This is a genomic window from Vibrio sp. TBV020 (genome assembly GCF_046056895.1).
Taxonomy (GTDB): Bacteria; Pseudomonadota; Gammaproteobacteria; order Enterobacterales; family Vibrionaceae; genus Vibrio.
Genome location: NZ_JBEEAQ010000002.1, coordinates 26793 through 47182 on the forward strand (window position 1 = coordinate 26793; position 20390 = coordinate 47182).

The following is a 20390-nucleotide window of genomic DNA, read 5'->3' on the forward strand; positions in this document are numbered from 1 at the left end:
ATATAGTTACGTTGATTACATAAATTAGATAAATAACATGAAAGATAATACTCCCGCTAAAATGAGTGATTTGTACGAATACTCAGGCTTCTGGCCTCGAGCTGGTGCTAGCCTAATCGATACTGTGATAATTTGTATCCTTACATACCCAATTTTAGTAGCCGTTTATGGTTGGACATATTTTGACAGTGATGCATTAGTGCAAGGCTTCACTGACCTAGTTTTAAGTTGGATTTTTCCATTGGTGGCAATTATCGGATTCTGGCTTTATCGTCAAGCCACTCCAGGTAAAATGGTTATATCCGCGAAAATTGTAGATGCAAAAACTGGCAATAAGCCTACCCTTCAACAGTACATTGTAAGATACCTTGGGTATTTCCTAGCCGTAATTCCTCTTGGGCTTGGTATATTTTGGGTTGCTTGGGATAAGCGTAAACAAGGCTGGCATGACAAACTCGCTAATACAGTCGTTATCTGTAGAAAAGGGAGCAACGCACCTCTAGAAGTTAACTTCTCAACAAAAAATTAACATCAGAGACGTTTAAGGTAAGTTAACAGGATAAATTGAATATATGAAAAAGTTTTTCGCTGCATTTATAGCAGCCTTGTGGTTGATCTCGATTGGCGTCCAAGCTAACGATCACAAATTGAAGCAAGCGTATGAGAATCATCAAAGCAACCTTCAAGTTCAAGGCTCAGGTACTGTCATTCGCTTATTACCAGACGATAATAAGGGAAGCCGACATCAAAAATTCATACTTAGACTGAATAGTAAACAAACTTTACTTGTTGCCCACAATATTGATTTGGCTCCTAGAATTCCAAATTTAAAAATCGGTGATCAAGTACAGTTTTACGGTGAATATGAATGGAATAAAAAAGGCGGTGTCATGCACTGGACGCACCATGACCCTCAAAATCGACATCCCCACGGTTGGTTAAAGCACAACGATAAGAGATACGAGTAAAAATTAACTAAGCGTTTACTACCAACGTCCACTTCGACGTTGGCTATGCATAAATTATAAAAACTAAAGAGCCCGAATGTTTGAACTAGTAGATGGTGTTATTTCTATAATAGGTGGTATTTGTTGTTACTTAATAGCAACTGGAAAGCTTAAGCTAGAAAAGTCTCAAGATGATTCGGCCAACCGGTTAGAGCGCAATAAAAAGCTATTCAAGATAGCTGCTCCCGTGTTGGTTGTTTTTGGACTATTTAGATTAACCCAAGTCATTTTGTTCTTATAGACTAACTGAACCAAAGAACAGCGATAGCCTCATCCACTACACCTAGTTGATGGGGCTATTTTTATCAAAATGAAATCCCTAACCCCTTCTCAAGAAAAGCCAGAAAAAAAACGATTATCCAACTCCACATCCCTAGCGCATTCCACCACATAAAAGTTTTAAATTTTAGAGAGTCAGCTGTAGCTCTCTTACGAATAAATGGATATGCGATGCAATAATAATTAAATCGGTTACCAATATTCCAAGATAATTGATACTTAGGGCGCATATAGCCATTATCGCCATAGTATTTACTAAGATCTTCCGCTAACTGCTTATCTATAAAGATAATATACTTAAAGCTCCCCAATGAAATTACTGGCAATATAATTATCGCCGGAAAACACCAAACAATTGCAATAACACCAAAAGCAGCTACCAACCAATCTAACATTTACTCACGACCCCAAACATCTTCAACCTTTTCATAAATAACATCCGCTCCCCACTTACCAACAAAAGTACCAGCCATCCCACCAACACCCCCACCTACAATAGCTCCCCCAATAGCTGCGACTGCAAGAACAGGAGCACTTGCCGTTATGCCCACCACTAAGGTAAGACCTGAAACAGCAGCAATCGCAAAACTTGTTCCTACCGCTCCACCGGCAATACCACCTTGCCAACCGCCAATAAACCCAACCACTTCACGGGTCGTTGCCCTACCACACTCGCCCGTGCCATCAACCTTGCACGCTTCATAAATGTTATCGACACCACTGACAGCCCCCACAAGTAAACCAACATAACCCACCCCTCTCGCGGCAGAAATACCAAGAGCAATATTACCTATGCGCTTCCCAAGCTCTTTAACAAAACCTGCCTTGAGAATTTCATCGGCATTGTGGACGATAGACTTGGTGGAAAGGTTTAAATTGCGTTTGATTTGCGTATAGATTGGCAGCTGGACACTGCGCTTAGATAACATCGGAAAAGAACCATCAAGTTTTTTAAACAATGCCGCGCGGTCTGCAATGAATGCTCCATAATTAACCCCTCCAGTGCGACTGGCCATCGCTACTTGTGAAGCATACAAGTCATTAATCTCTAACAAGACATTCTGAATATTTTTAAGATTTTGTTCGACCAATGCCGATGTCGCACCCACGCCCACCGCCACCTGAGCATAATAATCACCAGGTAAACCATCCGACTTAATGCGTTCTTCTAACTGGTGAGAAAACACGTCGAAGTGACGATTAAGTGTCGCCACCTCCTCATCCAGAAGTTTCCCTAACTCTTTACTGGCAATCTCTGCTTGCTCAATCCATGCATTAAGTAAATCTCGCTCTTCTTGAGTCTCAGGCTCTGTCGTCGGAATAAGGACAATTTCTCCCTCTCGAACCGGCTCGTTCAAATGCAAATTACAACGCTTGATGGTTTGCTTTTGTTTCTCACTTGTTCCTGATGTAAAAAGGCTTGTCCACAGCTCATCTTGCGATTGAGTGATTGGGGATTGCATCCAGCCTAACTCAAACATTACCTTTCGTTGTGCTAACGTTTCTGCTCTTTGTGCGGCATATCGAGACTGATTGTCTTGAATATACGCCCAGGACTTTTCGGACTGCTGAGTACGCTCTCTGCGCTGCCTTTCCATCTTTTCTTTTGGGGTTTCTGGTATTTGTTCTGGCTCAGAAGCCACCTGTTTAGCTGGCATCAAAGAGCCCGTTAGAGCAAAGTTCTTTACGATCGCTCTGTTTAACGCAGCACGACTCTTTGCTTGCTCCCTAGCCATCGAGCAACTAGAGCATGGGCACGTTTCCGGATTAGGGTTACCGATAGGACATCGATAAGGTTTGGAGCGTTGAAAAGAGTTGTGGAGCATCAGTATTAACGTGCAGAGATATCGTGGGAAACAGCATATCAGAGAAAAAGCTGGGGCAAAAACTCGCTCGCTCCCCCTAATATTGATGAATGACATCTAAAAATAGGCACAAAAAAACCGATGAAGCGCGCACAACATCGGTTTTCATGGCAATCCTTTGCATGACAATAAATATGAATGCAAGGGTTCATTTACTGTCACTCACGATCAACAATAAAATAATACGAGTATTAATGTATATCAGCCTTTTCCGAAAACCGCACTTCCATTCTCGTGACTCCCAAAGACTTCACCAGGAGGGTTAAATGATCCATTCGCCAGGCTCTAAGCGTATCAGTACGACCTGCACGTACTACATATTGCACTTGCTGAGTAAAGTTCACTCCGATAAGATGGAACTTGTTCTCTGTCTCCGATGATTCTTGAGCCAATACCGCCTCAAAACTTCCAAGCTGAGCCAGACGTTTAAACTCCCCTTCTTTGATATGCTCTAATTTCACACAAAACACCATAATAACAATGACATTTCGTCATTATGTTAGAGTATTCTCGATAAATCTACTTTATTTTGTCTCGATACCACGTCGTGTAAGTTGATCGCGTAAGTTTGCCGGAGTGCCTTTCAAGGTAAGCGTATCGGTTTCTGGATCGTAAAAGATACGCTCACCTAATAACATGGCATCAAAGGTCATCGAGACACCGCCACCGCTTCCCACAAACTTAGTCAGATGTTTGAGTGAGCTTCGCTCTACCGGAAAACGCTCTTCCAACTCATAACCTTGCTCTTGAGTATAAGTGGCAAAGTCCTGACCATCGAGACTAGGGGGTAACTCACCAGACAACTCTTTAACCGCGACTTCCTCACCAGACTTGATCTGTGCACTGCAGTGATCAAACACCTGCTGTCGGTATTGATGACGTTCTTGTTTATCCAGTTGGTGGTCGGCACAAAAATCCTCCACCGCTTGCATCAGCACCTGGTTCTGAGCTTTGACATCCAGCCCCACTTCGGCCTCAAGAAAGTCTAAGAAAAAGTCAGAGACGCCACGTCCAACCCGGCCTTTGATGTACGCTAAGTAACGGTGGTTTTCAGGATCGGTTTCTTTGTCCGTTAAGTTAATGCTTGCCGCGATGGTAATGTGCTGCACATCCAAATAGTCAGTCGCATTGATATCGAGTGAATCCGTTACCTTCAAGCTCTGGTGCACCGGTAAGAGACCAATAAAGAGATGGTCCGTGGCCAGATAACGATAGATAGCCATCACTAACACCCCTTCATCCGCAAACGGGTATTTAACGAGCTCCTGGTGAAGCTTATCCGCACACTGGCATGAGAATTCATAAAAAGAGAGGGAGTGGTCACGGTAGCTTATCAATGCCTGATTAACCGCACTGTCGGGTTGAAAAAAGCCGTAACCTTTACCGGCCTTAGCAACAAATTGACGATGGAGTAATTCCGTTAATTGCAAAGAATTGGCATCGTTCTCCAGTGGAGCAGAGCGCACCTGAAGCTGCAGCTCCCCGATGTCATTTTTCATCAATTGGTGGAGTGCAATGTGAGACAGTTCAATCGACATCTTTTCCCTCGTTTTAATAAAGACTTTCTTTTCGCTCCCCATTTTGTAAGAAAGCAAACAAAAACACTATAAGGTAAACCTTAAAATCAACGTATGTTATTGATAATTAGACAATTGATTGTATTATAAAGGGGTTACGCCATGTGACAATGCGATAATTTATTTAAATTGCTTTTCTGCAGACACAAGTTCTCCTACATGTGTCTGCTTTTTTTTTGGCTGGTCTATTTCTTCAGCTACGTCATTACTACAGATTCGCCTTTAAACTTAAGGCGCCTTGTCAGCGCTTTTCTCATTGGTAAAGCAGCTTTAAAAACAAACTTGACTTTCCCAGGCAGCGTTATTTCTCTTTCTTTCTTTTTTTAGGATTTTTCGAGGTTGCCCCACTTGCAAAAAGAAGCGACCAAACTCAGGAAGATCGACATAATGCTGATCAAGCAGCGCTTTCTCTATTTCATTAAACGTTGAATCCATCAATGACGCCACTAATTCTGGTTGTACGCCTTGCTCTCGTGCAACTCGTCTAACTAACTCAGCTTTATCTATTTTACTCACAGCTCTACCTCTCTTTATTGTAAGAACTCAATATCATCCATTGTCACACCTGAAATGGTCGGCTTTACAGTGCAACATGAACATAAATCAAACTCGATAGACGAGCCTTTCGGAGATTGATGCCTGATCACCCCTATCGATCCACTTGGGATCTCTCCCCACCCATTTTTAAGTGTTCGTACCGTTCTGATGGTTCGACCGGTATAATCCCGTTTTAATTTTGGATGAGGGATCACTTTGATATCAGGCACTTCCTGCAAGGATTGAATGCTCACTGGAGAGTGAGCTCTGTTGACTTCCAAAAGCATAGCCACTGCCTCATCCATATTTGTAAAGACTTGCGCTTTTTCGATATCGTCGGCCCAATATTTTGCCTTACCCACACCGACCGACGATTCAAAGTAGACGGTGTGAGTGTGTTTAAACGCCAACTCCCCTTTTTCATTCTCTTCCCACCGACCATCGGGAGCAGAAAGAACAAATTGTCCCGAAACAGGCTGTACTCGTCTTTTCTTCATCACTATTTCTCCTTATTAAATTGACGAAAAGCAGTGCCCATAACGACGAGAAATATGCTCTCGACGTAATCCCACTATTCTGGCCACCGCGGCCTTAGAAACCGGTTTTCCTGTTTGCTTTAACGTTTCGATGGCCGCTTCAATCGCCTTTTCCGAACGATCGGAACGGATCTGGTGAGTCAGATGCGCCGAGTGTGACGTGTGATGTTTGCCAATGGCACCATCACGCAATGCGTCCTGACACACAGGGTTAATCCAGACACACTCTGTACGCAATCCCGTTCCTCTCCCAGCAGACGCACGGGCTTGGCGACTCTCTTTGTGCCATCCAGTCAATACATCATTATACAAAGCGCTGTCATAGCCACTGAGCACCACAGCTCCTTCAAGAGTGTGTAAGTGTGCAAGTAAGGTCTCATGCTCACCCGAGCTCATTTCATGACGATAGACACGGCCAGAGGCATTGAGTTTGCGCGTATTGGGAAGATAAGGCGGATCAACGTAGTGTAACGTTTGAGCGCTGTCATTTTTGCTCATACATAACAAGGCACAGCGATTTTCAATGTTCACACCCTGCAGACGAGCATGCACATAACGCAGTACGGGCGGATATCGGCGCCAACACGCCGCTTCATTAGCATATTGACGACTCGCATCCGAGCGAAATCCCGTCTTATGACCCGTAGCAGCGCCACTGCCAAATCCCATGGCACTGCGTACAATCGTACGGCGAGCTCGCTCCACAGGCTCCTCACACACCTCATACGCCAGTTGAAACTCATTTCGGATGTAGGGCGTCAGCTGGCACAGTTCAATCAATCGCTGTGCACGATCGTTATCTCGAAGTACCTGGAACAAATTAAAGATATCTTGATCGAGATCGTTGTAGACCTCCCCATGCGAGCGCGGTTTGCGCAGCAACACCGACGCGGCCCCACCAAACGGCTCAACGTAGACACGATGCTCAGGAAAGAAACCGTAGAGCCAGGAAGAAAGGCGGTATTTCCCGCCATGGTAACGCAGTAATGGGGTATGCATTACAACGACCCAAGACTTACCAACATAATACGCTCACATTCCCAGTCTCTCGCGGATAAAACACGATGTTTATTATCCTCATCAACGCCCGTCACCCAAAAATCTCCCGAAAGGATATCTCGCTCAGAGCAATCTAAGACCGTGAACGAGGCCTCAACCGCATGAGCGCTACGGTAGCATTGCCCAATCTCAGGACGTTCAATATTAAAACAGCTTATTGAATTCACCGCCTCTAACTTGCTTAAAATAGCCAACCCAGAGTCACGCGCTTCATCAGACGTCCAAGCCAATTGGGATGACCGTTTTCCTTGGTGAGAAGTCAGCTTTCTGTTTTTTTGTTGGCGTTTTTTCACCTTCTGGGCGCGATGTTGACCTTTATTTTTCTTTGCCATATTGCTCTCCAGTCTCTATTGAATATGGCTTAATTTTACCATAAATCGACCAAAAAATAATCGTATTTATTGTTTAATAACAATCACTTAATACGAAACCAGCATCGTTATAGAAGGTATTTTATGAAATAGTGCGCCCCACCCTATTTTCGTTTTTCATGCGCCTCAACGTCTGATGGAAGTCACTAGGAATGACCATTAGGTGATGGAGGAGCGTGCGACGACATACAGAATGAGCGCAGCGAAAAAAAGTGGACGGTCACACCCTCAGTAAAATAAGCCGCAATCAGGCAAGGTGGCATCAATCTTGCCCTTTCGCCTTGCTAGAATGCGCGAGCGAAGCGAGTAAGACATAGGCCAATGCACTGACTTCATCCTCATAGCTGAAAGCTTTGCTGCCTAAGGTGGGATTAGGGGCCCGTTCTTATCGTTATATTGACATTCTTAACCGTATCGCAAAGCTCAGCACGATAAGAATGGGAGGTACTATTTTGCTCTTTTTTAACTTATCCCCCTATCCACAAATTTTTAAAGTTAGTAATAGATCTTTATGTTTAGATTTTAAGTATACGAATGGGGCATCCATTTTTTATCAGCGTAGTATCGATTTATCTTAATCGTTAGTATTCATATTGTGTGAATAACGATCGAAACAGGAAAAACGATCCCCAAACGATCATGTTATCCACTACTAAGCTCAAAGCATGGCGAACTGAGGCCATTTTGGAGAAAGAGGCCGTATCAAAGTGTGATGATAATCAAATTGAATAGAGGTAGAAATGTGAAGAAGCCGCTTCAATGAAGCTAAGACGTAAACATGATAAAAGTATTAAACCGCAGAGGCAGAGGGGGGAAAATCGTGGGGAGAGAAACCACAATGGATAAGGTGAGTATTGACCACCTGTTCAAACTCAGGCTTGCTCAGCGTGTGTACATCGCCCCGGTCACGCAGTTTTTTCATAATGACGTTCATCGCTCTTGAGCGATCGGTGGTCTGCTTCACTTTCTGCCTAGTACTAGCGACACTTATTGCCTGATTGCGGCGCTCAATCGTGCCTTCCCATAATGTATTGCGCAGTACGATCAAGCGAGCTGGCAAACTCCCCGCCCCTTCTGCTATAGCCCGTTGGTCCGCTCGCTCAAATTCAAGGTTCAGCTTGTCACCCGCGGTTTTTCCGCCCATCAACAGGCCGAAGTCGTCCGTCAACACGTAAACGTTATTAAGGTTACGCTTTTGGCCATCGCTTTTGTCGTGCACCAGACCGCCACGTGGGTCAGTCGTCACGTTGTCACCAATAAACGCATGACGAAGCACACCGCACTGGATAAGCAATGAGAGCCAACGTGAGATGGTCGATTGGCTTTTACCAATCACCTCGCCAATTTGAGATTGTGTCCCCCGTAGAGAGAACGAACGGGTGCTTAAAGAGGTATTGGCAAGGATATAGAGGACAAGATGATCGAGCGTTTGCGCCGAGTCTTTACGATAGAGCACCGAGCTCCCTACCCGCTCCATCTGATAGTAGAGCCCACCATTAGCCCTAGCGCCATGCTTTAAGACCGCACGGAACACATCCGCGAGTCCGGCAGGCAATTTAGGCGCCACGCCCGTCTTCTTCCAACGCTCAAACACGATTTCAGGGCGGAAATGAAAGGCGATCAACGCCGCTTCATACTCAGAGAGCGGCTTGATTGCCTTCCCCATCGGCACTTGCTTGGCTTTTTCCAGTTCGGACAGAAGTTGAGCGCGTTTTTTCTGGTGTTTATTCATCCGAGCATACGCCTCATCGTCGTATGCCTGAGCTAAACGTTGCAACGCTTGTTTTTCTGCTTGAGCTGGCACCTCTCCTACCATCACTTGATATTCACTATCAGGACAATAAGGGGCTCCTTGTTCAATCGCTGATGACAAAGAGTTCGGTGTTGCTGTCAGAGGCTCTGGCGTCCCTTGAAATACCGTCCTCTTAGCCATGAACACTCTTAATCGCTGGCGCAAATTCCGCTCGCTCAAGCCCTTCCACCACTTCCAGTGGCAGCTCACCCAGCTTTTTCTGCGCTTCGATGGCTTTCGCATTATTGGTGGCCATATCTTGGCGCGTAATGCCCGAGTGACGCAGCTTCTCACCGAGTTGAAGCGCATGACGCATCACCTGTTTACTGCTACGTCGGTGCTGCTCAAATTGTTGACGGGTGAGCTGAGCTTTAAACTGCGCATCAAACAATCTGACCATCAACACGTCAAACACTTCCAACAGAGCGACCAAACGCCAGCCAAATCGGCTACCTATGCGCAACTCTTTCACCAAAGGTTGACTGCTCTGCGCCTGAGAAAAGCGCAAACGTGAAGAGATCAAAGAGGGCATCGAGTCCATAATGTGATGGAGATGCGCAAACGCGTCATTCAATGCACGCTCAATCTCCAGCAACGCAAAATCGGCATACGGATCATCTTTACGAGCGGCGTGCTCTAAGGTACTGACCGCCTGCAGCCAACGGGGGACACTTGGGACCCCCTTCTTTTTCGAAGGAGACCACAACTGAACGGTTTCTACGCTGTGGATTTCCAGCTGCGCATCCGCAGTTAAGCTGCCTATTCCGCTTTGTTTTTTGTTTGCTTTTTTGTCCATCACTCGATTTCCCACTTTTTGAGTTCATTCCAAAGGGCACACAAACTGACTTGGTGCGTTTTCGCTATATTTAATAAGGTGTCCGGGCGAATTTGACGAAAGTCGCCTTCGGCGTTTAAAGCTTTACACACTTCTGAATGTTGAGTGTGTGAGACGGTCCGACATCGAAATACAGGATCGATGGTCAATACATCACGCCATTCGCTGCATTGATTTGCGTTGATCTTGAACCACTTACGCATCATGGTATTGTTGGCTCCGTGGAGTAAATAGTCCCTATAGGGCTCTGGCACCTCTTCTTTAAGTAACGTCTCAACCCACTCATCGATATCGACTCTAGCTTGGCATTGGTCAATAAATTGTTTTAACTCTTGATAAGACAATTGTTTTAGTTGGTGAATTTGCTGCTCAGAAACCCCAGCGGCTTTCAAAAAATGGCGATCTAAATCAGAGCATGCAATATCAGCAAGTTTTAGTACTACCACTTTGCAAATTTCATTGGCGAGTGAACTTTGATTCTGCATCATCATGCCTCCTCCAAACTGACATGCGGATTCATAGCGTAGCGCTCTTGCCACTCTGGCAAAGCACTAAACAGAAAGCCATTCAACGTGGCCTCCGAGTCTTGAATCAACCCCTTATGCACGTTACGTCCCTGCGCCGTAGGCAGGTGTACTCCTAGGCTCTGCACCGCTTTCTGCACCATGATGTAACTGTTGGTCTGCGCATACTGACATCGCTCATCGACAAACAAACGAAAGGCGCCCGGTGAGACCACAAACAATCCTTGCTCAAGACGATGAAACAACGCGCCCTTTCGGTTCACCGGGTGCACCCCACCTAAAAGCACCGCATTGAGCCATTGGTAAAATGCATCCCCCAAGGCCTCTTCATCCATCTCCCGCAAATCCACCTTACGCAATAAAATATGCTTATCGTCAAGGTCGTCATCACCCTGGTTAGGCGTTTCAACGCTTTCTTCCGGTGTGGGTTCACTCGGTGTGACGTCATTCTGTCCGATGGTATCCATATCCGAAGTGACATCTTGCGAGGTTGAGGGCGTCACCGGCTCCACCTCTTCTTGGTTACCTGCAGCAGGGCTCACTTGAGTAAAAAACTGCATCAAATCGTCTGTGACCTCTTGAGCCTGTGGCAAACTTGATGTGCTCTCGCTCATCGATGCTGGCTCGTCCACCGCTTTAATCTCTTGAGCCAAATTATTGTCAGAAACATTCATGGCCTGTGGCAGAGCGTCATTGGCCTCACCTGAGGTTTTATCAGGTTGCTCTGGTGTCACACTGCCGACAATGGTATCCAGCTCTGCATCAGGTAATAACGATGGCCAGTGGACACAGACAAAGGTAAAGGTTTGAGTCCAATCAAACTCACTTAAGTGCACCTCACACTTCCACACCGCCATATCGTCATGGTTAGGGCGGATCAATTGGTGCTGCTGCAGTTCATTAAACAGACGAGAATTGTCAGAAGGCGCCGAGGTGATCCCACGTTCAATCAACGCACTGCGTAATCGTTCGGCAATGGGTTTGCACACCAGGTAAAGAGACTCTCCCTCAACAAAGCCTTCGGCGCCTTTTTTATTGAGTGGGATTTGCCCAGACTCCAATAAATGGACCAAAGAGAGGCGAAGCTGTCCCGCCAGGGAGACGGCTGCGCCACGCGCTTTCTCCGCAGCTAAATCAATACCGGCTTTATCCGCGCCTAAATCCTGCGCCACACTGGCCGCATCCGCTTGGGTGATGATCTGCCCAATCACATTGTCAGGATTATCATGACCAGAAAGATACTCCGTCATCGCATGATACAGAGGTCTATCGTGAGTGATGGCCGCCATAGGATCTGCACTGAGTAACTGATTCAGTAGCAATAGTCCATTGTGCTTATGCGTCGTATATTGACGATCTTTATAGTAACGGCATCGGTACGGCTGGATAATCGGCCCCAGGGCCGGTGTCCAGCGTCTTGGCTCTTTGCCTTTCTGGTACAGCTCCACTTCCATATCAAGGACTTTGCCGGCATCGTGCAAGAGTGCGCACAGAAAGACCCCATACACCCAGACGATTTCTCGGTGTATCACCTCTTCGGGGGCGGTATTAGGCGGAAGAATGTAGTTTCGACGCAGACGCATGGCGTAAATGGCGACGTCTAACGAGTGAAGCAACAGACCTTGTTTACCAGTGTGGTGGTAATGCTCAGAGGCCGGTAAGTCCTGACACCACAAAGCAAAGTTCACGACCGTATCCACGACAAACTCAGGCCATACCTCGTAAGGCAGTGCCAACCCAGAGCGCTTAAGCACACGAAGTTTGTCCTGGATAATCTCATCGTGCTCAATGTCGTGGCGGTTTCGCGGAAACACAAAACCCTCCGGCGCAGTGGCTGCGTCAGAGTCAGAGGAGGTCACCACATTGTTCGGCTGTTCATTGGTATTGAGCCACTCAATAAAGTGTTTGAGTTTTTTGAACATACATCATCCATTTATTACACAAAAAAAACCTGTATATATATACAGTAATTTATTTAAAGAAATCCTATCAAGCAGAAAAATCTCAAAGAGAGGTCAGTAACAAAATGCACTGCAATCGTGATGAACTGAAAGCGTTCATCACGTATCTTAAGGGGTTACTTGAAGCCCAAACTCGATACGTTAGAAACCATTGCGCAAGAAATGGATTTACATGTCAGCGAGTTGTTGCAAGAAGAGTATCTAGAGCTGGAAGTCAGAGACTCCAGTCCGAGTTATAAAAAGGCCGGTCATCGAAGCAAATATTACTTGTTCGAAGAGCATCAAGCAGAGCGCAATGGCGCATTCGTCGCCAAAACAAAAAGAACGCCAAGGAAATCGCGTTACTGCTTGAACTGAGTAAGGTTTTACTCAAGTAACAGCCGTTTATTTGAGGTAATAGAAATCGCAGCGAGGAAACACGCTGAGAGATTGGTCTAACGAACATCGACACAAATAAGTCGTGTGGGTTCGTCTTTTAATGGATGACTGAAAACAGTATCCAAGAAGTATCGAGCACAGGTACGTCCTGTGAAAAAATGCTTTCCAACTCCTCTAAGAGAAGTCGCGACACGTTTCAGAGAGCCATTTAAGAGCCGTTACACTCGTGTGCTTTACACTATCAAAGTCAGTGCACAACTTTTGAACGAAGAAACAGTAACAAAGCTATCAGTTATATTAAAGCGTCGAAAGCAGAAATAAGAATTGGCTGACAAAGTGACATCAAAGACATGATTAGATATCACGCATAGGATTGAATCACAATCAGTTACACTCTTAAAAAATGCTCAATAAAATAAGGAGTTACCTTATTCATTGAGCATCGGTATGACAGAATTATTATTAGACGATAGCAAAGCCATTTATCAGCATATAAAGCGACAGTTGAATATCTACGTGAGTCGAAGTGGATTGAGTCAATCAGAAATAGGACGTCGTTTAAATGTATCACGAGGAACCGTCACGAACTGGTTGCGTACAGGCCACATTTCGAAAGCGAATCTAGTAAAGCTGTGTCATGAGCTAGGAATTAGCGAGCAAGATATTTTGTCGGTGATTTTATGAATTAACGGATTTATTACTAGCTGGATTAGGCGCATAAAATTGTAATCAAAAGATTACAAAATAAATTTTGTGCGCTTATTCAACAAATTGAAGAGGAAAATGAGTGATCCCCGTTTCCTACAAAGCCGAAGAAAAAAGGGATCACTCTAAGCACGAGTGGGAATCGTGCTTAATTTTTGCGTAGACACATAAGAGCTCACCGAAAGGTGGGCTTTTTTTGTGCTTAACGATCAAAGAGATCGTTGTGTCATACGGATGCGTGAGTTTTTAAAGATCATTTGTTCAGCAAACAATACATATTGGTTCGTTTAATGTCAATTACATAAGATCCATCAGATATCTAAAATAAAAGATATTAAGAATGAACTGGATCCGTAATGAAAACTCTTGAAGAACGGGTATACCAAGCTTTGCTTGAAACTACATTAAGCAATTCTGAAGTAGCAAGGCGATGTGGAGTGGCTCGATCAACTGTTGGTTTGTGGAAGGAAGGGCATACCATCAGAAGTAATAATCTAACTAAATTATGTCAGGTATTAGGGATAAATGAACATATTGAACTATCGTTACGACCTCAACAAAAATCTATCGTTCGCACTATCTCCTCTTTGCCACCTGAGCATGATGATGTTCTTCATTCTCTAGAGAAGCTACTAATAAATCTAAATAAGAAAAACATTTGATTGGCGAAGCCAGGTTGTGGGTAAGTGTGTAAATCTTTGATTTTCCACTTATCCACAAGATCTATAACAATATATTTTTTATAAGGATCTATATTCTTATATGATCTATATAGTTTGGTGAAAAAACTTTAATATCAATAACTTAATTATGTTGCGGTTACTAAGTTTTAGTCGTATTGATCCTTTTATTAGTCTTGAGTCACTAATTTTTAGTCATATTGATCATTTAATTAGTTTTCAAGATCTTATTTTTAGTATTCAAGTCACTAATTTTTAGTCAGTTGTATCAAAAATATGGATGGTTACAGGTTTTTAGTGTACTTTGTTTTTATGGTCACTGAATCTTAGTCATGAGTAATGAACTCTCCAAGGCAAAACATCACAACCGAGTTTTACAAAGAGCTCCCACAGAATTTCTTTAAGAAAAGTCATGAACTGATATTCAGTCGTTTAGGGTTAACGGCTCGTGAGCACGACATGCTTGCTCTGTTTCTCTCTCGTCTGCATAAAGATCATTGGACGGACTACCAAGCTGGTAAAGATGTTTTTGCACCTCAATATACGTTCCATTCTGATGTTTTAAAAGATTGGTTTGGCTTATCTTCAAAGCAGCTATACCCGACTCTCAAGCCTGTTGCTGAAAGGCTTTCAGGCCGGAAAATAGGTATAGTAAACGATGACGTTGAAATGTTTGATTTCCTACCGTTATTTAGTCGTGTTAAGTACAAATCTGGTGCACTGACAGTCGTTCCTAATGCTGAGTTAATGGCGGCATATTTGGCTCAATCCGCAGGCCATGCTCAAGTAAATCATCAATCATTCAGAGCTCTTAAGTCAGAACACTCTAAGCGTTTGTATGCGATTTTATCTAGGTTTAAAGCTCATAATACTAAGTTACATCCACAATCGATAAAACAACTGCATGGTTTGTTTGGCTTGTTAGATGAAAGAGGAGTACTGGCCAAATCAAGTTATGGGAACAATAAAGTATTTATTGAACGCTGTATCAGGAATCCAATCAATGAAATGTCTCGATGTACTGATATACAAAAGGAATTGGAATTTCTTATCGATGAGAAAACGGGATGTTACGGTTATAGACCAATTTATAGTGGAAAGAAAATCGTTCAATTAGAGTTTTTATTTCGTTGGAAAAGTAGTGATAACAAAGGCGAAGCTGCTCTCCGTAAGCAACTAGAGAATGAAACGGTTCCTGATAACCCTATGTTAGTTTTAGCTAAAAGTGCTTACGAGGTTGTCATGACATACCCTGTTAAAGGAGAATTAACAGCTCATCAAGAACTAGCTTTAAAAGCCGTCCTTGAAGGAATTGTCACATTGCCTAATGATATGCCAATCGACGCAACCTTTAAGGCTCGTTTGCAAACTATGGGGTTTGACTAACCTAATGGTCACAAATTTTTAGTCATACACATTAAAATACTAAAAATTTGTGACCTTAAGATACTAGCTTCCTTTTTCTTATTCCCCCCTCTCCCAATAAATAGCTTGTTTATTGTACACACCTGGTATGAGGTCACATAAATTTAGTATTAGACTAATTTTATGTGACCTTGATTTTTACCATTACACGCTTAATTTACGCTTTTATGGTAAAAATTACATTGAAATGATATTTTTGTTCCTATATAGTCAGGACAAATCAAAACTAAGGGTTTGTTATGACGATCATCGATACTATCGGTAGCATTGCCGAAAACATGCAGAAAGAACAAACGAGTTTGGAAGAAGCTTTAAAGCAGCAATTACGAATTTCCGTTTCAGATCAGGATATGGTTGATGGTGTTGACCGCTTGATCTACAACCACTGTAAGAATAAAACGGAACTCAGAGATTTAATTGGGGGCTCTAAACCTACATTCAATAAAAAAATGAAAGATGTGATGGATGAAGGGCTGATATCTGAACCTATCTATCAAAACCGTTCTCACTTATATACCAATGAACAAGTTCATGTTTTATTAGATTATTTCGATTTTCCTAAATATTCAGATCATCATGATAGTAAGGTTGTGACAGTAACCAATCATAAAGGTGGTACAGGGAAAACAAGTACAACTCTCGTTTTAGCGACAGCGACAGCTTTGGATCTGAACCTTAATGCGAAAGTTTGTGTGCTTGATTTGGACCCTCAAGGCTCAGCTGGGCAAGGAGTTGTACAAATTGCTGATGATAGTATTTTTGTCACAATGACGGATTTATTATTGGCCGAATTTGAACCAGATAACGAAGATAACTTAGTAAATGTGTTACTTGATAACGGATATTCATTTGCAGATATTGTAAAAGCTTGTGCGTTCAGTACCCACCTTTCAAATCTATCTGTTATTACAGCATTCCCAAATGATGAACGTTTTGTCGATAGGTATTGGCAACTAGAAGAAAAGGAGCGTTCTCGATTACTACAAAAATTTAGTGAGGTTGTTGTTCCCATCTTGAAAGAAGAATTTGATATTATATATATCGACTTACCTCCTCAAGATAGCCCTATAACTTGGTCTGCTTTAGAAGCGACAAATTGTATTCTTGTGCCTGTTACACCTCGTTATTATGACTATGCTTCAACATCTAACTTCATGGGTAATTTGCATGAGCGACTTCAAAGCCTTCCATCTAAGGGAAACAATATTGAATGGCTGAAAATGGTTGCTGTTAATTACAATGAAAATAGCAAGCCAGAATACCAAACTGTTCAAAAGCTTCTGCGTTCTGTTCGCAATCATTTGTTCACACAAACAATCGCCCATAGTGATGCTTTTACGGCAGCAGCAGAACTTGGACGTACAGTTCTAGACCTTAAAAAATCTGAAGAGATTTGCACTGCTCATCAATTCGACCTTGCTGTTGACTCTGTTCGTTTGTTTTATAACCAGTTCAAAAACGAACTTGTTGTTGTGGCTGCTAAATAAGGTAAGTAGGAGTATATAAAATTATGTTACGAGGAACTAAGAAAGGTAATTTGAATGCTCAATCAAAGTTATCTTTGCAAACTGGGCAACAGATCAAGAAAGATATTCAGTTTGGTGCACAGGTTTATACTGCTCGTCATGTTGTAATTAGAGCGGAAAATGTAGAAGAAACAACAATCGCTCATAGCCTGAATGTGCGTAATCAAGACTCTTTGACGCTTGATTCCGTAAGGGATATTTTATCAGAAGTTTCAACTGAAGGTGTAAAACAAGAAGGTGTTGCTTTTCTTAATCCTGAAACAAAAATTTATGAACTTTTTGATGGTTCTCGTCGTCGATTTTGTGCAATCGAAACTAATAAAGACTTACCACTATGGGTATTAGATAAATCGCCACAACCAAGCGAAATTAAGGCTTATGTTGAGTTGACTCAAAAAGTTAAGAAGTTTTCTTGGAGAGAGCAAGGTAAGTCATACATTAAATTTGCTTTGGAACAAGACATAAATAAGGACGACTTTGAGGCTATTGGCAAAGAGCTCGGAGTGAGTAAGGAAACCATTAGGAAGAAAATTCAGGCAGCTAATATCAATTCTATTCTGATTGACAGTATCCCTGATTGTGAAGGGATACCTACTCGTTTTTATGGTGTATTAGCGAAGATAGAGCGAACATTATCAAAGCACAATATTGATTTGGATGATTATCTAAAGAAAGTGAGGGAGTCATTTAATACTCATGAAGAAGATATTGAGCTGGTTCAAGGTGCTATGCTGGAAAACTTCACTGCCGTTCTTGAAAAAATGCTTGCTAAACCAAAGAAAAAAGAAGCTCGAATTGAACATCTTGCTGAGTTTGAATCGAAGAATAAATATGCTCGGATTAACGTTAGTCCTGATGGTCGTAAAGTAAAATTAGAGTTTTCTTTTTTAACCAAAAACGAGCTTTCAGATATCGAAAATTATGTTCGTAATAGGTTGAATGAGGGCTGATTTTCACCAAATCTAAAATGTGCTATAAGTGCTTGTTTGGTATGATTTATTTCTGAGTTTTTGTTTAAAACAAGGGGGGGTGTTCACCAACAAACAAGGAGGGTATTCCCGGAAGTTTTATCCCTTTCCCCTCTCCCTTTAACTAGCGAAGCTAGTTCCCTTTTACCCTTTCTGGATAGGGCTTTTCCCTTGGGAAAACCCTTCCCTTGCACCCTTTCCCCTTTGGCGCAGCCTACCCTTTTGAATCACCACGCGGTTTTTTGCTTAAGAGCCACTCAAAATATAAATGCTTCAGGTGGATATCTTAGGATGACAAGAACTAAAATGATCAAGCTGCTTCGGTGTTGAGCTGGTGCAACCTCAAATCATTAATATTGTGTGAATCCAATATGTCGGTAGAATGTTCGGTGGGTGCTCTTGGCTTGTTTGCCATGAGTGACTCAGCTAGTTTGCTTATGGCAGACAAATAAAAGCCCCGTTATCCGGTTACTGTTGACGCAGTAACTTTCATTTAACGAGGCCTTAGTCGTGTCTGACAACTTGATTATACCGCCTCTTTCACTGTGGAGGCAATAAAATATGCCGAAAAATAATACTGCACTTGCAGGATTGATTGTACTTTGTGTCACAATCTTGTGTGGCCTGTGGATGGTCCGCGACTCACTCTGTGAGGTTCGCTACCAAAACGGAAACACAAGTTTTCTGGCTAACTTTGTTGTCTACGAAGCAGTAAGGTAGAGCTGGACTGGAGGGGGACTCCGAATCCCTCTCCAGATTCAGTTTGTGAAGCATGGTCATTGAGCGCCCATTAAAAAGAGAGAGCCTTGGCTCTCTCTTTTTAATTTGGGTGGCAGTGAATTTAAAAGTGTGTGTACACGCCGGTCATTTCCTCAAAGGTATTTTCCAACATGTCACCATAGAGGTGAGCTTGTTTTTCCACTTCAATCGCCTCTCCTTTACGGTGATTCACTTTTAAAGTCGTCATTGTATAGGTGTCTGACGGGTCAAGCACAATACGGACTTTGTTGATACCAAGCTTAGCCAGTCTAGCGGGTAAACTAAACATCAATCCTAGCTCTATCGCCACATACTGCTTTGCGCCCGTCATTACGGTAAAACGATTTCCGCCTAACTGCTGCAGAATCGTATGAGCGACGTCTAAGCGTTGCTGTTTTGTTGTGTTCATGGTTTGCTCCAGATTGGTTATAGGAGCGTACCGGGAGGCAAGCTCCCGGATGGGTTAAGTTCGTTCGCTACGATTTATCGTTTTGACGATTTTTTAAGGTTTGTGCATTCACTTTTAAGGTTTGCGTGTTCACTGCTGCTTGCCATTGCACTTTCACATTGCCAATAACAAAGCCGCAGTAACCACACGTAAGCTGATAACTTTGGCTAACACGGAAGTCATTCGCGTCTTTACAAAGCGGACACTTCCTCTCACGGTAGTTACTCATCCTTCTCTCCTTTTGTATTGAAAAAGGTACAAATGGTAAACACCTCTGGGTCTGCATAGAGTTCAGGGTGTAAGTACACATCCACGATGCTCTCTTCGATGTCCATGACCAATAAAGCCCATAAAGTGTTGTTCTCATCATGGTAGTAATGAAACTCACGATAAGGCTTTGGGTTGGTACAAGGTGACACGAACACGCCCCTTCTTACTTTACGCTCAATCAGAGTGAGCAGTTGAGGTTGCCAGGACTTCGCTGGGCGGTGAACACGTTGCAGGCCCACCACTTGCGCGAGCAAGGTGTGAGACAGTGCCAGGTGCTCTTTGAGCGCCTGACACGTCGGCAACGCTGATAATCGTGTCGCTAGCGCTTGGTACATGACTTCAGAGTTCACTTTGCCTTCATTGTCAAAATGCAAGTCGCTTTCTGCTGCCATGTTATCTTCTAACCAAATCATTAATTGGTTTAAGGCATGACCTTGGTTTACGTTCATAGTTTGCTCCAGATTTAAAATGAAAAAGGGAGCGTACCGGGAGGCAGGCTCCCGGTTGGGTTAAGGGTTAACGAGTGCGCATTCGAATGTCACACATCTCGCTCGCAATTGAGTCAAGCGACTGCTCTATGCACTGAGTGAGTTGCTGCTCAGTTGGTGTCGAGGCTACTTTCAGAAGTGCGTGTAACTGAGCTGGAAAAACATCACCGTAAAAGAGATACAGCCTATCAGGGGCATCCAGTTCGTATTGCTCCAGGTGCGCTTCGACAACAGGGATAACTTGCTCCAGCACGAACGTGAAGAACTCTAAATCCCCGCCGTTGGAAACGGCCTCAAACAACACAGTATAGTCTTCCCCGTAAGGGAACCCTTCTTTGAAGTAAGCCAGCGCAAGCGCTTGGTCTAACGTTATAGTTTGCTCCATAATAAAAACCTTGTG

At 43.3% G+C, this 20390-nt stretch carries 26 protein-coding genes; 10 read left to right on the forward strand and 16 right to left on the reverse strand.

From position 1 onward, the window contains the following. The first annotated feature begins 37 nt into the window (after window positions 1–37). The 3 genes from AAFX28_RS07400 to AAFX28_RS07410 all read left to right on the forward strand — a co-directional run bounded on the left by AAFX28_RS07400 (window position 38) and on the right by AAFX28_RS07410 (window position 1248). Window positions 38–529, forward strand: a complete 492-nt coding sequence (locus tag AAFX28_RS07400) for an RDD family protein (RefSeq protein WP_408686873.1) — start codon at window positions 38–40, stop codon at window positions 527–529. Window positions 530–572: 43 nt separating this feature from the next. Further along, entirely contained in the window at window positions 573–968 is a 396-nt protein-coding gene (locus AAFX28_RS07405; RefSeq protein WP_408686874.1) for a DUF3465 domain-containing protein, read from the forward strand. 76 nt (window positions 969–1044) lie between these two features. Further along, window positions 1045–1248, forward strand: a complete 204-nt coding sequence (locus AAFX28_RS07410; RefSeq protein ID WP_408686875.1) for a hypothetical protein — start codon at window positions 1045–1047, stop codon at window positions 1246–1248. Window positions 1249–1312: 64 nt separating this feature from the next. On the opposite strand, the gene AAFX28_RS07415 is transcribed toward AAFX28_RS07410, so the two are convergent. From AAFX28_RS07415 to mobH, 12 genes are all read right to left on the reverse strand, one after another. Beyond that, window positions 1313–1681 (reverse strand): hypothetical protein, encoded by a 369-nt coding sequence (locus tag AAFX28_RS07415; RefSeq protein ID WP_408686876.1) that lies wholly within the window; start codon window positions 1679–1681, stop codon window positions 1313–1315. After that, the gene (locus AAFX28_RS07420; RefSeq protein WP_408686877.1) at window positions 1682–3022 is read right to left on the reverse strand and encodes a hypothetical protein; all 1341 of its coding nucleotides are present in this window, start codon (window positions 3020–3022) and stop codon (window positions 1682–1684) included. A 320-nt stretch (window positions 3023–3342) separates the two neighbouring features. Further along, window positions 3343–3612: a hypothetical protein gene (locus AAFX28_RS07425; RefSeq protein ID WP_408686878.1), complete on the reverse strand. Its 270-nt coding sequence runs from the start codon at window positions 3610–3612 to the stop codon at window positions 3343–3345. 63 nt (window positions 3613–3675) lie between these two features. Next, complete coding sequence (gene yejK / locus AAFX28_RS07430) at window positions 3676–4689, reverse strand: nucleoid-associated protein YejK (protein WP_408686879.1); 1014 nt, start codon at window positions 4687–4689, stop codon at window positions 3676–3678. A 309-nt stretch (window positions 4690–4998) separates the two neighbouring features. Further along, window positions 4999–5244, reverse strand: a complete 246-nt coding sequence (locus AAFX28_RS07435; protein WP_408686880.1) for an HU family DNA-binding protein — start codon at window positions 5242–5244, stop codon at window positions 4999–5001. A 14-nt stretch (window positions 5245–5258) separates the two neighbouring features. Continuing rightward, window positions 5259–5762 carry a hypothetical protein gene (locus tag AAFX28_RS07440; protein ID WP_408686881.1) on the reverse strand — a complete coding sequence of 168 codons (504 nt, stop codon included), beginning with the start codon at window positions 5760–5762 and terminating at the stop codon, window positions 5259–5261. A 15-nt stretch (window positions 5763–5777) separates the two neighbouring features. Beyond that, window positions 5778–6800, reverse strand: a complete 1023-nt coding sequence (locus AAFX28_RS07445; RefSeq protein WP_408686882.1) for a DNA adenine methylase — start codon at window positions 6798–6800, stop codon at window positions 5778–5780. Next, window positions 6800–7192, reverse strand: a complete 393-nt coding sequence (locus AAFX28_RS07450; RefSeq protein WP_408686883.1) for a hypothetical protein — start codon at window positions 7190–7192, stop codon at window positions 6800–6802. The genes AAFX28_RS07445 and AAFX28_RS07450 overlap by 1 nt, the downstream gene beginning before the upstream one ends. Window positions 7193–8021: 829 nt before the next feature. Further along, a complete protein-coding gene (locus AAFX28_RS07455; RefSeq protein ID WP_408686884.1) occupies window positions 8022–9164 on the reverse strand; it encodes a hypothetical protein in 1143 nt (380 codons plus the stop codon). Continuing rightward, window positions 9157–9819: a PFL_4669 family integrating conjugative element protein gene (locus AAFX28_RS07460; protein ID WP_408686885.1), complete on the reverse strand. Its 663-nt coding sequence runs from the start codon at window positions 9817–9819 to the stop codon at window positions 9157–9159. Before AAFX28_RS07460 ends, AAFX28_RS07455 begins: the two co-directional genes overlap by 8 nt. Next, entirely contained in the window at window positions 9819–10349 is a 531-nt protein-coding gene (locus AAFX28_RS07465; RefSeq protein WP_408686886.1) for an STY4526/YPO1902 family pathogenicity island replication protein, read from the reverse strand. The genes AAFX28_RS07460 and AAFX28_RS07465 overlap by 1 nt, the downstream gene beginning before the upstream one ends. Then, a complete protein-coding gene (gene mobH / locus AAFX28_RS07470) occupies window positions 10346–12304 on the reverse strand; it encodes a MobH family relaxase (protein WP_408686887.1) in 1959 nt (652 codons plus the stop codon). Before mobH ends, AAFX28_RS07465 begins: the two co-directional genes overlap by 4 nt. Window positions 12305–12463: 159 nt before the next feature. Between mobH and AAFX28_RS07475 the strand changes: the two genes are divergently transcribed. From AAFX28_RS07475 to AAFX28_RS07505, 7 genes are all read left to right on the forward strand, one after another. Next, window positions 12464–12700, forward strand: coding sequence for a hypothetical protein (locus AAFX28_RS07475; protein ID WP_408686888.1), 237 nt, complete (start codon window positions 12464–12466; stop codon window positions 12698–12700). Window positions 12701–13168: 468 nt separating this feature from the next. Next, window positions 13169–13405 (forward strand): helix-turn-helix domain-containing protein, encoded by a 237-nt coding sequence (locus AAFX28_RS07480; protein ID WP_408686889.1) that lies wholly within the window; start codon window positions 13169–13171, stop codon window positions 13403–13405. A gap of 377 nt (window positions 13406–13782) precedes the next feature. Next, window positions 13783–14088, forward strand: a complete 306-nt coding sequence (locus AAFX28_RS07485) for a helix-turn-helix domain-containing protein (protein ID WP_408686890.1) — start codon at window positions 13783–13785, stop codon at window positions 14086–14088. Between the two features lie 357 nt (window positions 14089–14445). Continuing rightward, the gene (locus tag AAFX28_RS07490) at window positions 14446–15492 is read left to right on the forward strand and encodes a replication initiation protein (protein ID WP_408686891.1); all 1047 of its coding nucleotides are present in this window, start codon (window positions 14446–14448) and stop codon (window positions 15490–15492) included. 278 nt (window positions 15493–15770) lie between these two features. Then, complete coding sequence (locus AAFX28_RS07495; protein WP_408686892.1) at window positions 15771–17018, forward strand: ParA family protein; 1248 nt, start codon at window positions 15771–15773, stop codon at window positions 17016–17018. Between the two features lie 23 nt (window positions 17019–17041). Next, on the forward strand, window positions 17042–18007 hold the full coding sequence (locus AAFX28_RS07500) for a ParB family protein (RefSeq protein ID WP_408686893.1): 966 nt from the start codon (window positions 17042–17044) through the stop codon (window positions 18005–18007). Between the two features lie 579 nt (window positions 18008–18586). Further along, window positions 18587–18745, forward strand: a complete 159-nt coding sequence (locus tag AAFX28_RS07505; RefSeq protein ID WP_408686894.1) for a Hok/Gef family protein — start codon at window positions 18587–18589, stop codon at window positions 18743–18745. A 121-nt stretch (window positions 18746–18866) separates the two neighbouring features. Here AAFX28_RS07505 and AAFX28_RS07510 read toward each other — a convergent pair whose 3' ends face one another. The 4 genes from AAFX28_RS07510 to AAFX28_RS07525 form a co-directional block, all read right to left on the reverse strand. Next, window positions 18867–19193 carry a hypothetical protein gene (locus AAFX28_RS07510; protein ID WP_408686895.1) on the reverse strand — a complete coding sequence of 109 codons (327 nt, stop codon included), beginning with the start codon at window positions 19191–19193 and terminating at the stop codon, window positions 18867–18869. Between the two features lie 67 nt (window positions 19194–19260). Further along, window positions 19261–19461, reverse strand: coding sequence for a hypothetical protein (locus AAFX28_RS07515; protein WP_408686896.1), 201 nt, complete (start codon window positions 19459–19461; stop codon window positions 19261–19263). After that, on the reverse strand, window positions 19454–19951 hold the full coding sequence (locus AAFX28_RS07520) for a hypothetical protein (protein WP_408686897.1): 498 nt from the start codon (window positions 19949–19951) through the stop codon (window positions 19454–19456). Before AAFX28_RS07520 ends, AAFX28_RS07515 begins: the two co-directional genes overlap by 8 nt. A 67-nt stretch (window positions 19952–20018) precedes the next feature. After that, window positions 20019–20375 carry a hypothetical protein gene (locus AAFX28_RS07525; protein WP_408686898.1) on the reverse strand — a complete coding sequence of 119 codons (357 nt, stop codon included), beginning with the start codon at window positions 20373–20375 and terminating at the stop codon, window positions 20019–20021. Window positions 20376–20390 lie beyond the last annotated feature (15 nt).

Excerpts from the sequence above, each read along its gene's own strand:
- AAFX28_RS07495 (WP_408686892.1), top strand. The coding sequence starts at position 15,771 with ATGACGATCATCGATACTATCGGTAGCATTGCCGAAAACATGCAGAAA.
- AAFX28_RS07485 (WP_408686890.1), top strand. The coding sequence starts at position 13,783 with ATGAAAACTCTTGAAGAACGGGTATACCAAGCTTTGCTTGAAACTACA.
- AAFX28_RS07400 (WP_408686873.1), top strand. The coding sequence starts at position 38 with ATGAAAGATAATACTCCCGCTAAAATGAGTGATTTGTACGAATACTCA.
- AAFX28_RS07525 (WP_408686898.1), bottom strand. The coding sequence starts at position 20,375 with ATGGAGCAAACTATAACGTTAGACCAAGCGCTTGCGCTGGCTTACTTC.
- AAFX28_RS07515 (WP_408686896.1), bottom strand. The coding sequence starts at position 19,461 with ATGAGTAACTACCGTGAGAGGAAGTGTCCGCTTTGTAAAGACGCGAAT.
- AAFX28_RS07450 (WP_408686883.1), bottom strand. The coding sequence starts at position 7,192 with ATGGCAAAGAAAAATAAAGGTCAACATCGCGCCCAGAAGGTGAAAAAA.
- AAFX28_RS07455 (WP_408686884.1), bottom strand. The coding sequence starts at position 9,164 with ATGGCTAAGAGGACGGTATTTCAAGGGACGCCAGAGCCTCTGACAGCA.
- AAFX28_RS07460 (WP_408686885.1), bottom strand. The coding sequence starts at position 9,819 with ATGGACAAAAAAGCAAACAAAAAACAAAGCGGAATAGGCAGCTTAACT.
- AAFX28_RS07505 (WP_408686894.1), top strand. The coding sequence starts at position 18,587 with ATGCCGAAAAATAATACTGCACTTGCAGGATTGATTGTACTTTGTGTC.
- AAFX28_RS07405 (WP_408686874.1), top strand. The coding sequence starts at position 573 with ATGAAAAAGTTTTTCGCTGCATTTATAGCAGCCTTGTGGTTGATCTCG.
- AAFX28_RS07440 (WP_408686881.1), bottom strand. The coding sequence starts at position 5,762 with ATGAAGAAAAGACGAGTACAGCCTGTTTCGGGACAATTTGTTCTTTCT.
- AAFX28_RS07415 (WP_408686876.1), bottom strand. The coding sequence starts at position 1,681 with ATGTTAGATTGGTTGGTAGCTGCTTTTGGTGTTATTGCAATTGTTTGG.
- AAFX28_RS07465 (WP_408686886.1), bottom strand. The coding sequence starts at position 10,349 with ATGATGATGCAGAATCAAAGTTCACTCGCCAATGAAATTTGCAAAGTG.
- AAFX28_RS07410 (WP_408686875.1), top strand. The coding sequence starts at position 1,045 with ATGTTTGAACTAGTAGATGGTGTTATTTCTATAATAGGTGGTATTTGT.
- AAFX28_RS07500 (WP_408686893.1), top strand. The coding sequence starts at position 17,042 with ATGTTACGAGGAACTAAGAAAGGTAATTTGAATGCTCAATCAAAGTTA.
- AAFX28_RS07490 (WP_408686891.1), top strand. The coding sequence starts at position 14,446 with ATGAACTCTCCAAGGCAAAACATCACAACCGAGTTTTACAAAGAGCTC.
- AAFX28_RS07510 (WP_408686895.1), bottom strand. The coding sequence starts at position 19,193 with ATGAACACAACAAAACAGCAACGCTTAGACGTCGCTCATACGATTCTG.
- AAFX28_RS07520 (WP_408686897.1), bottom strand. The coding sequence starts at position 19,951 with ATGAACGTAAACCAAGGTCATGCCTTAAACCAATTAATGATTTGGTTA.
- AAFX28_RS07420 (WP_408686877.1), bottom strand. The coding sequence starts at position 3,022 with ATGGCTAGGGAGCAAGCAAAGAGTCGTGCTGCGTTAAACAGAGCGATC.
- mobH (WP_408686887.1), bottom strand. The coding sequence starts at position 12,304 with ATGTTCAAAAAACTCAAACACTTTATTGAGTGGCTCAATACCAATGAA.
- yejK (WP_408686879.1), bottom strand. The coding sequence starts at position 4,689 with ATGTCGATTGAACTGTCTCACATTGCACTCCACCAATTGATGAAAAAT.
- AAFX28_RS07445 (WP_408686882.1), bottom strand. The coding sequence starts at position 6,800 with ATGCATACCCCATTACTGCGTTACCATGGCGGGAAATACCGCCTTTCT.
- AAFX28_RS07480 (WP_408686889.1), top strand. The coding sequence starts at position 13,169 with ATGACAGAATTATTATTAGACGATAGCAAAGCCATTTATCAGCATATA.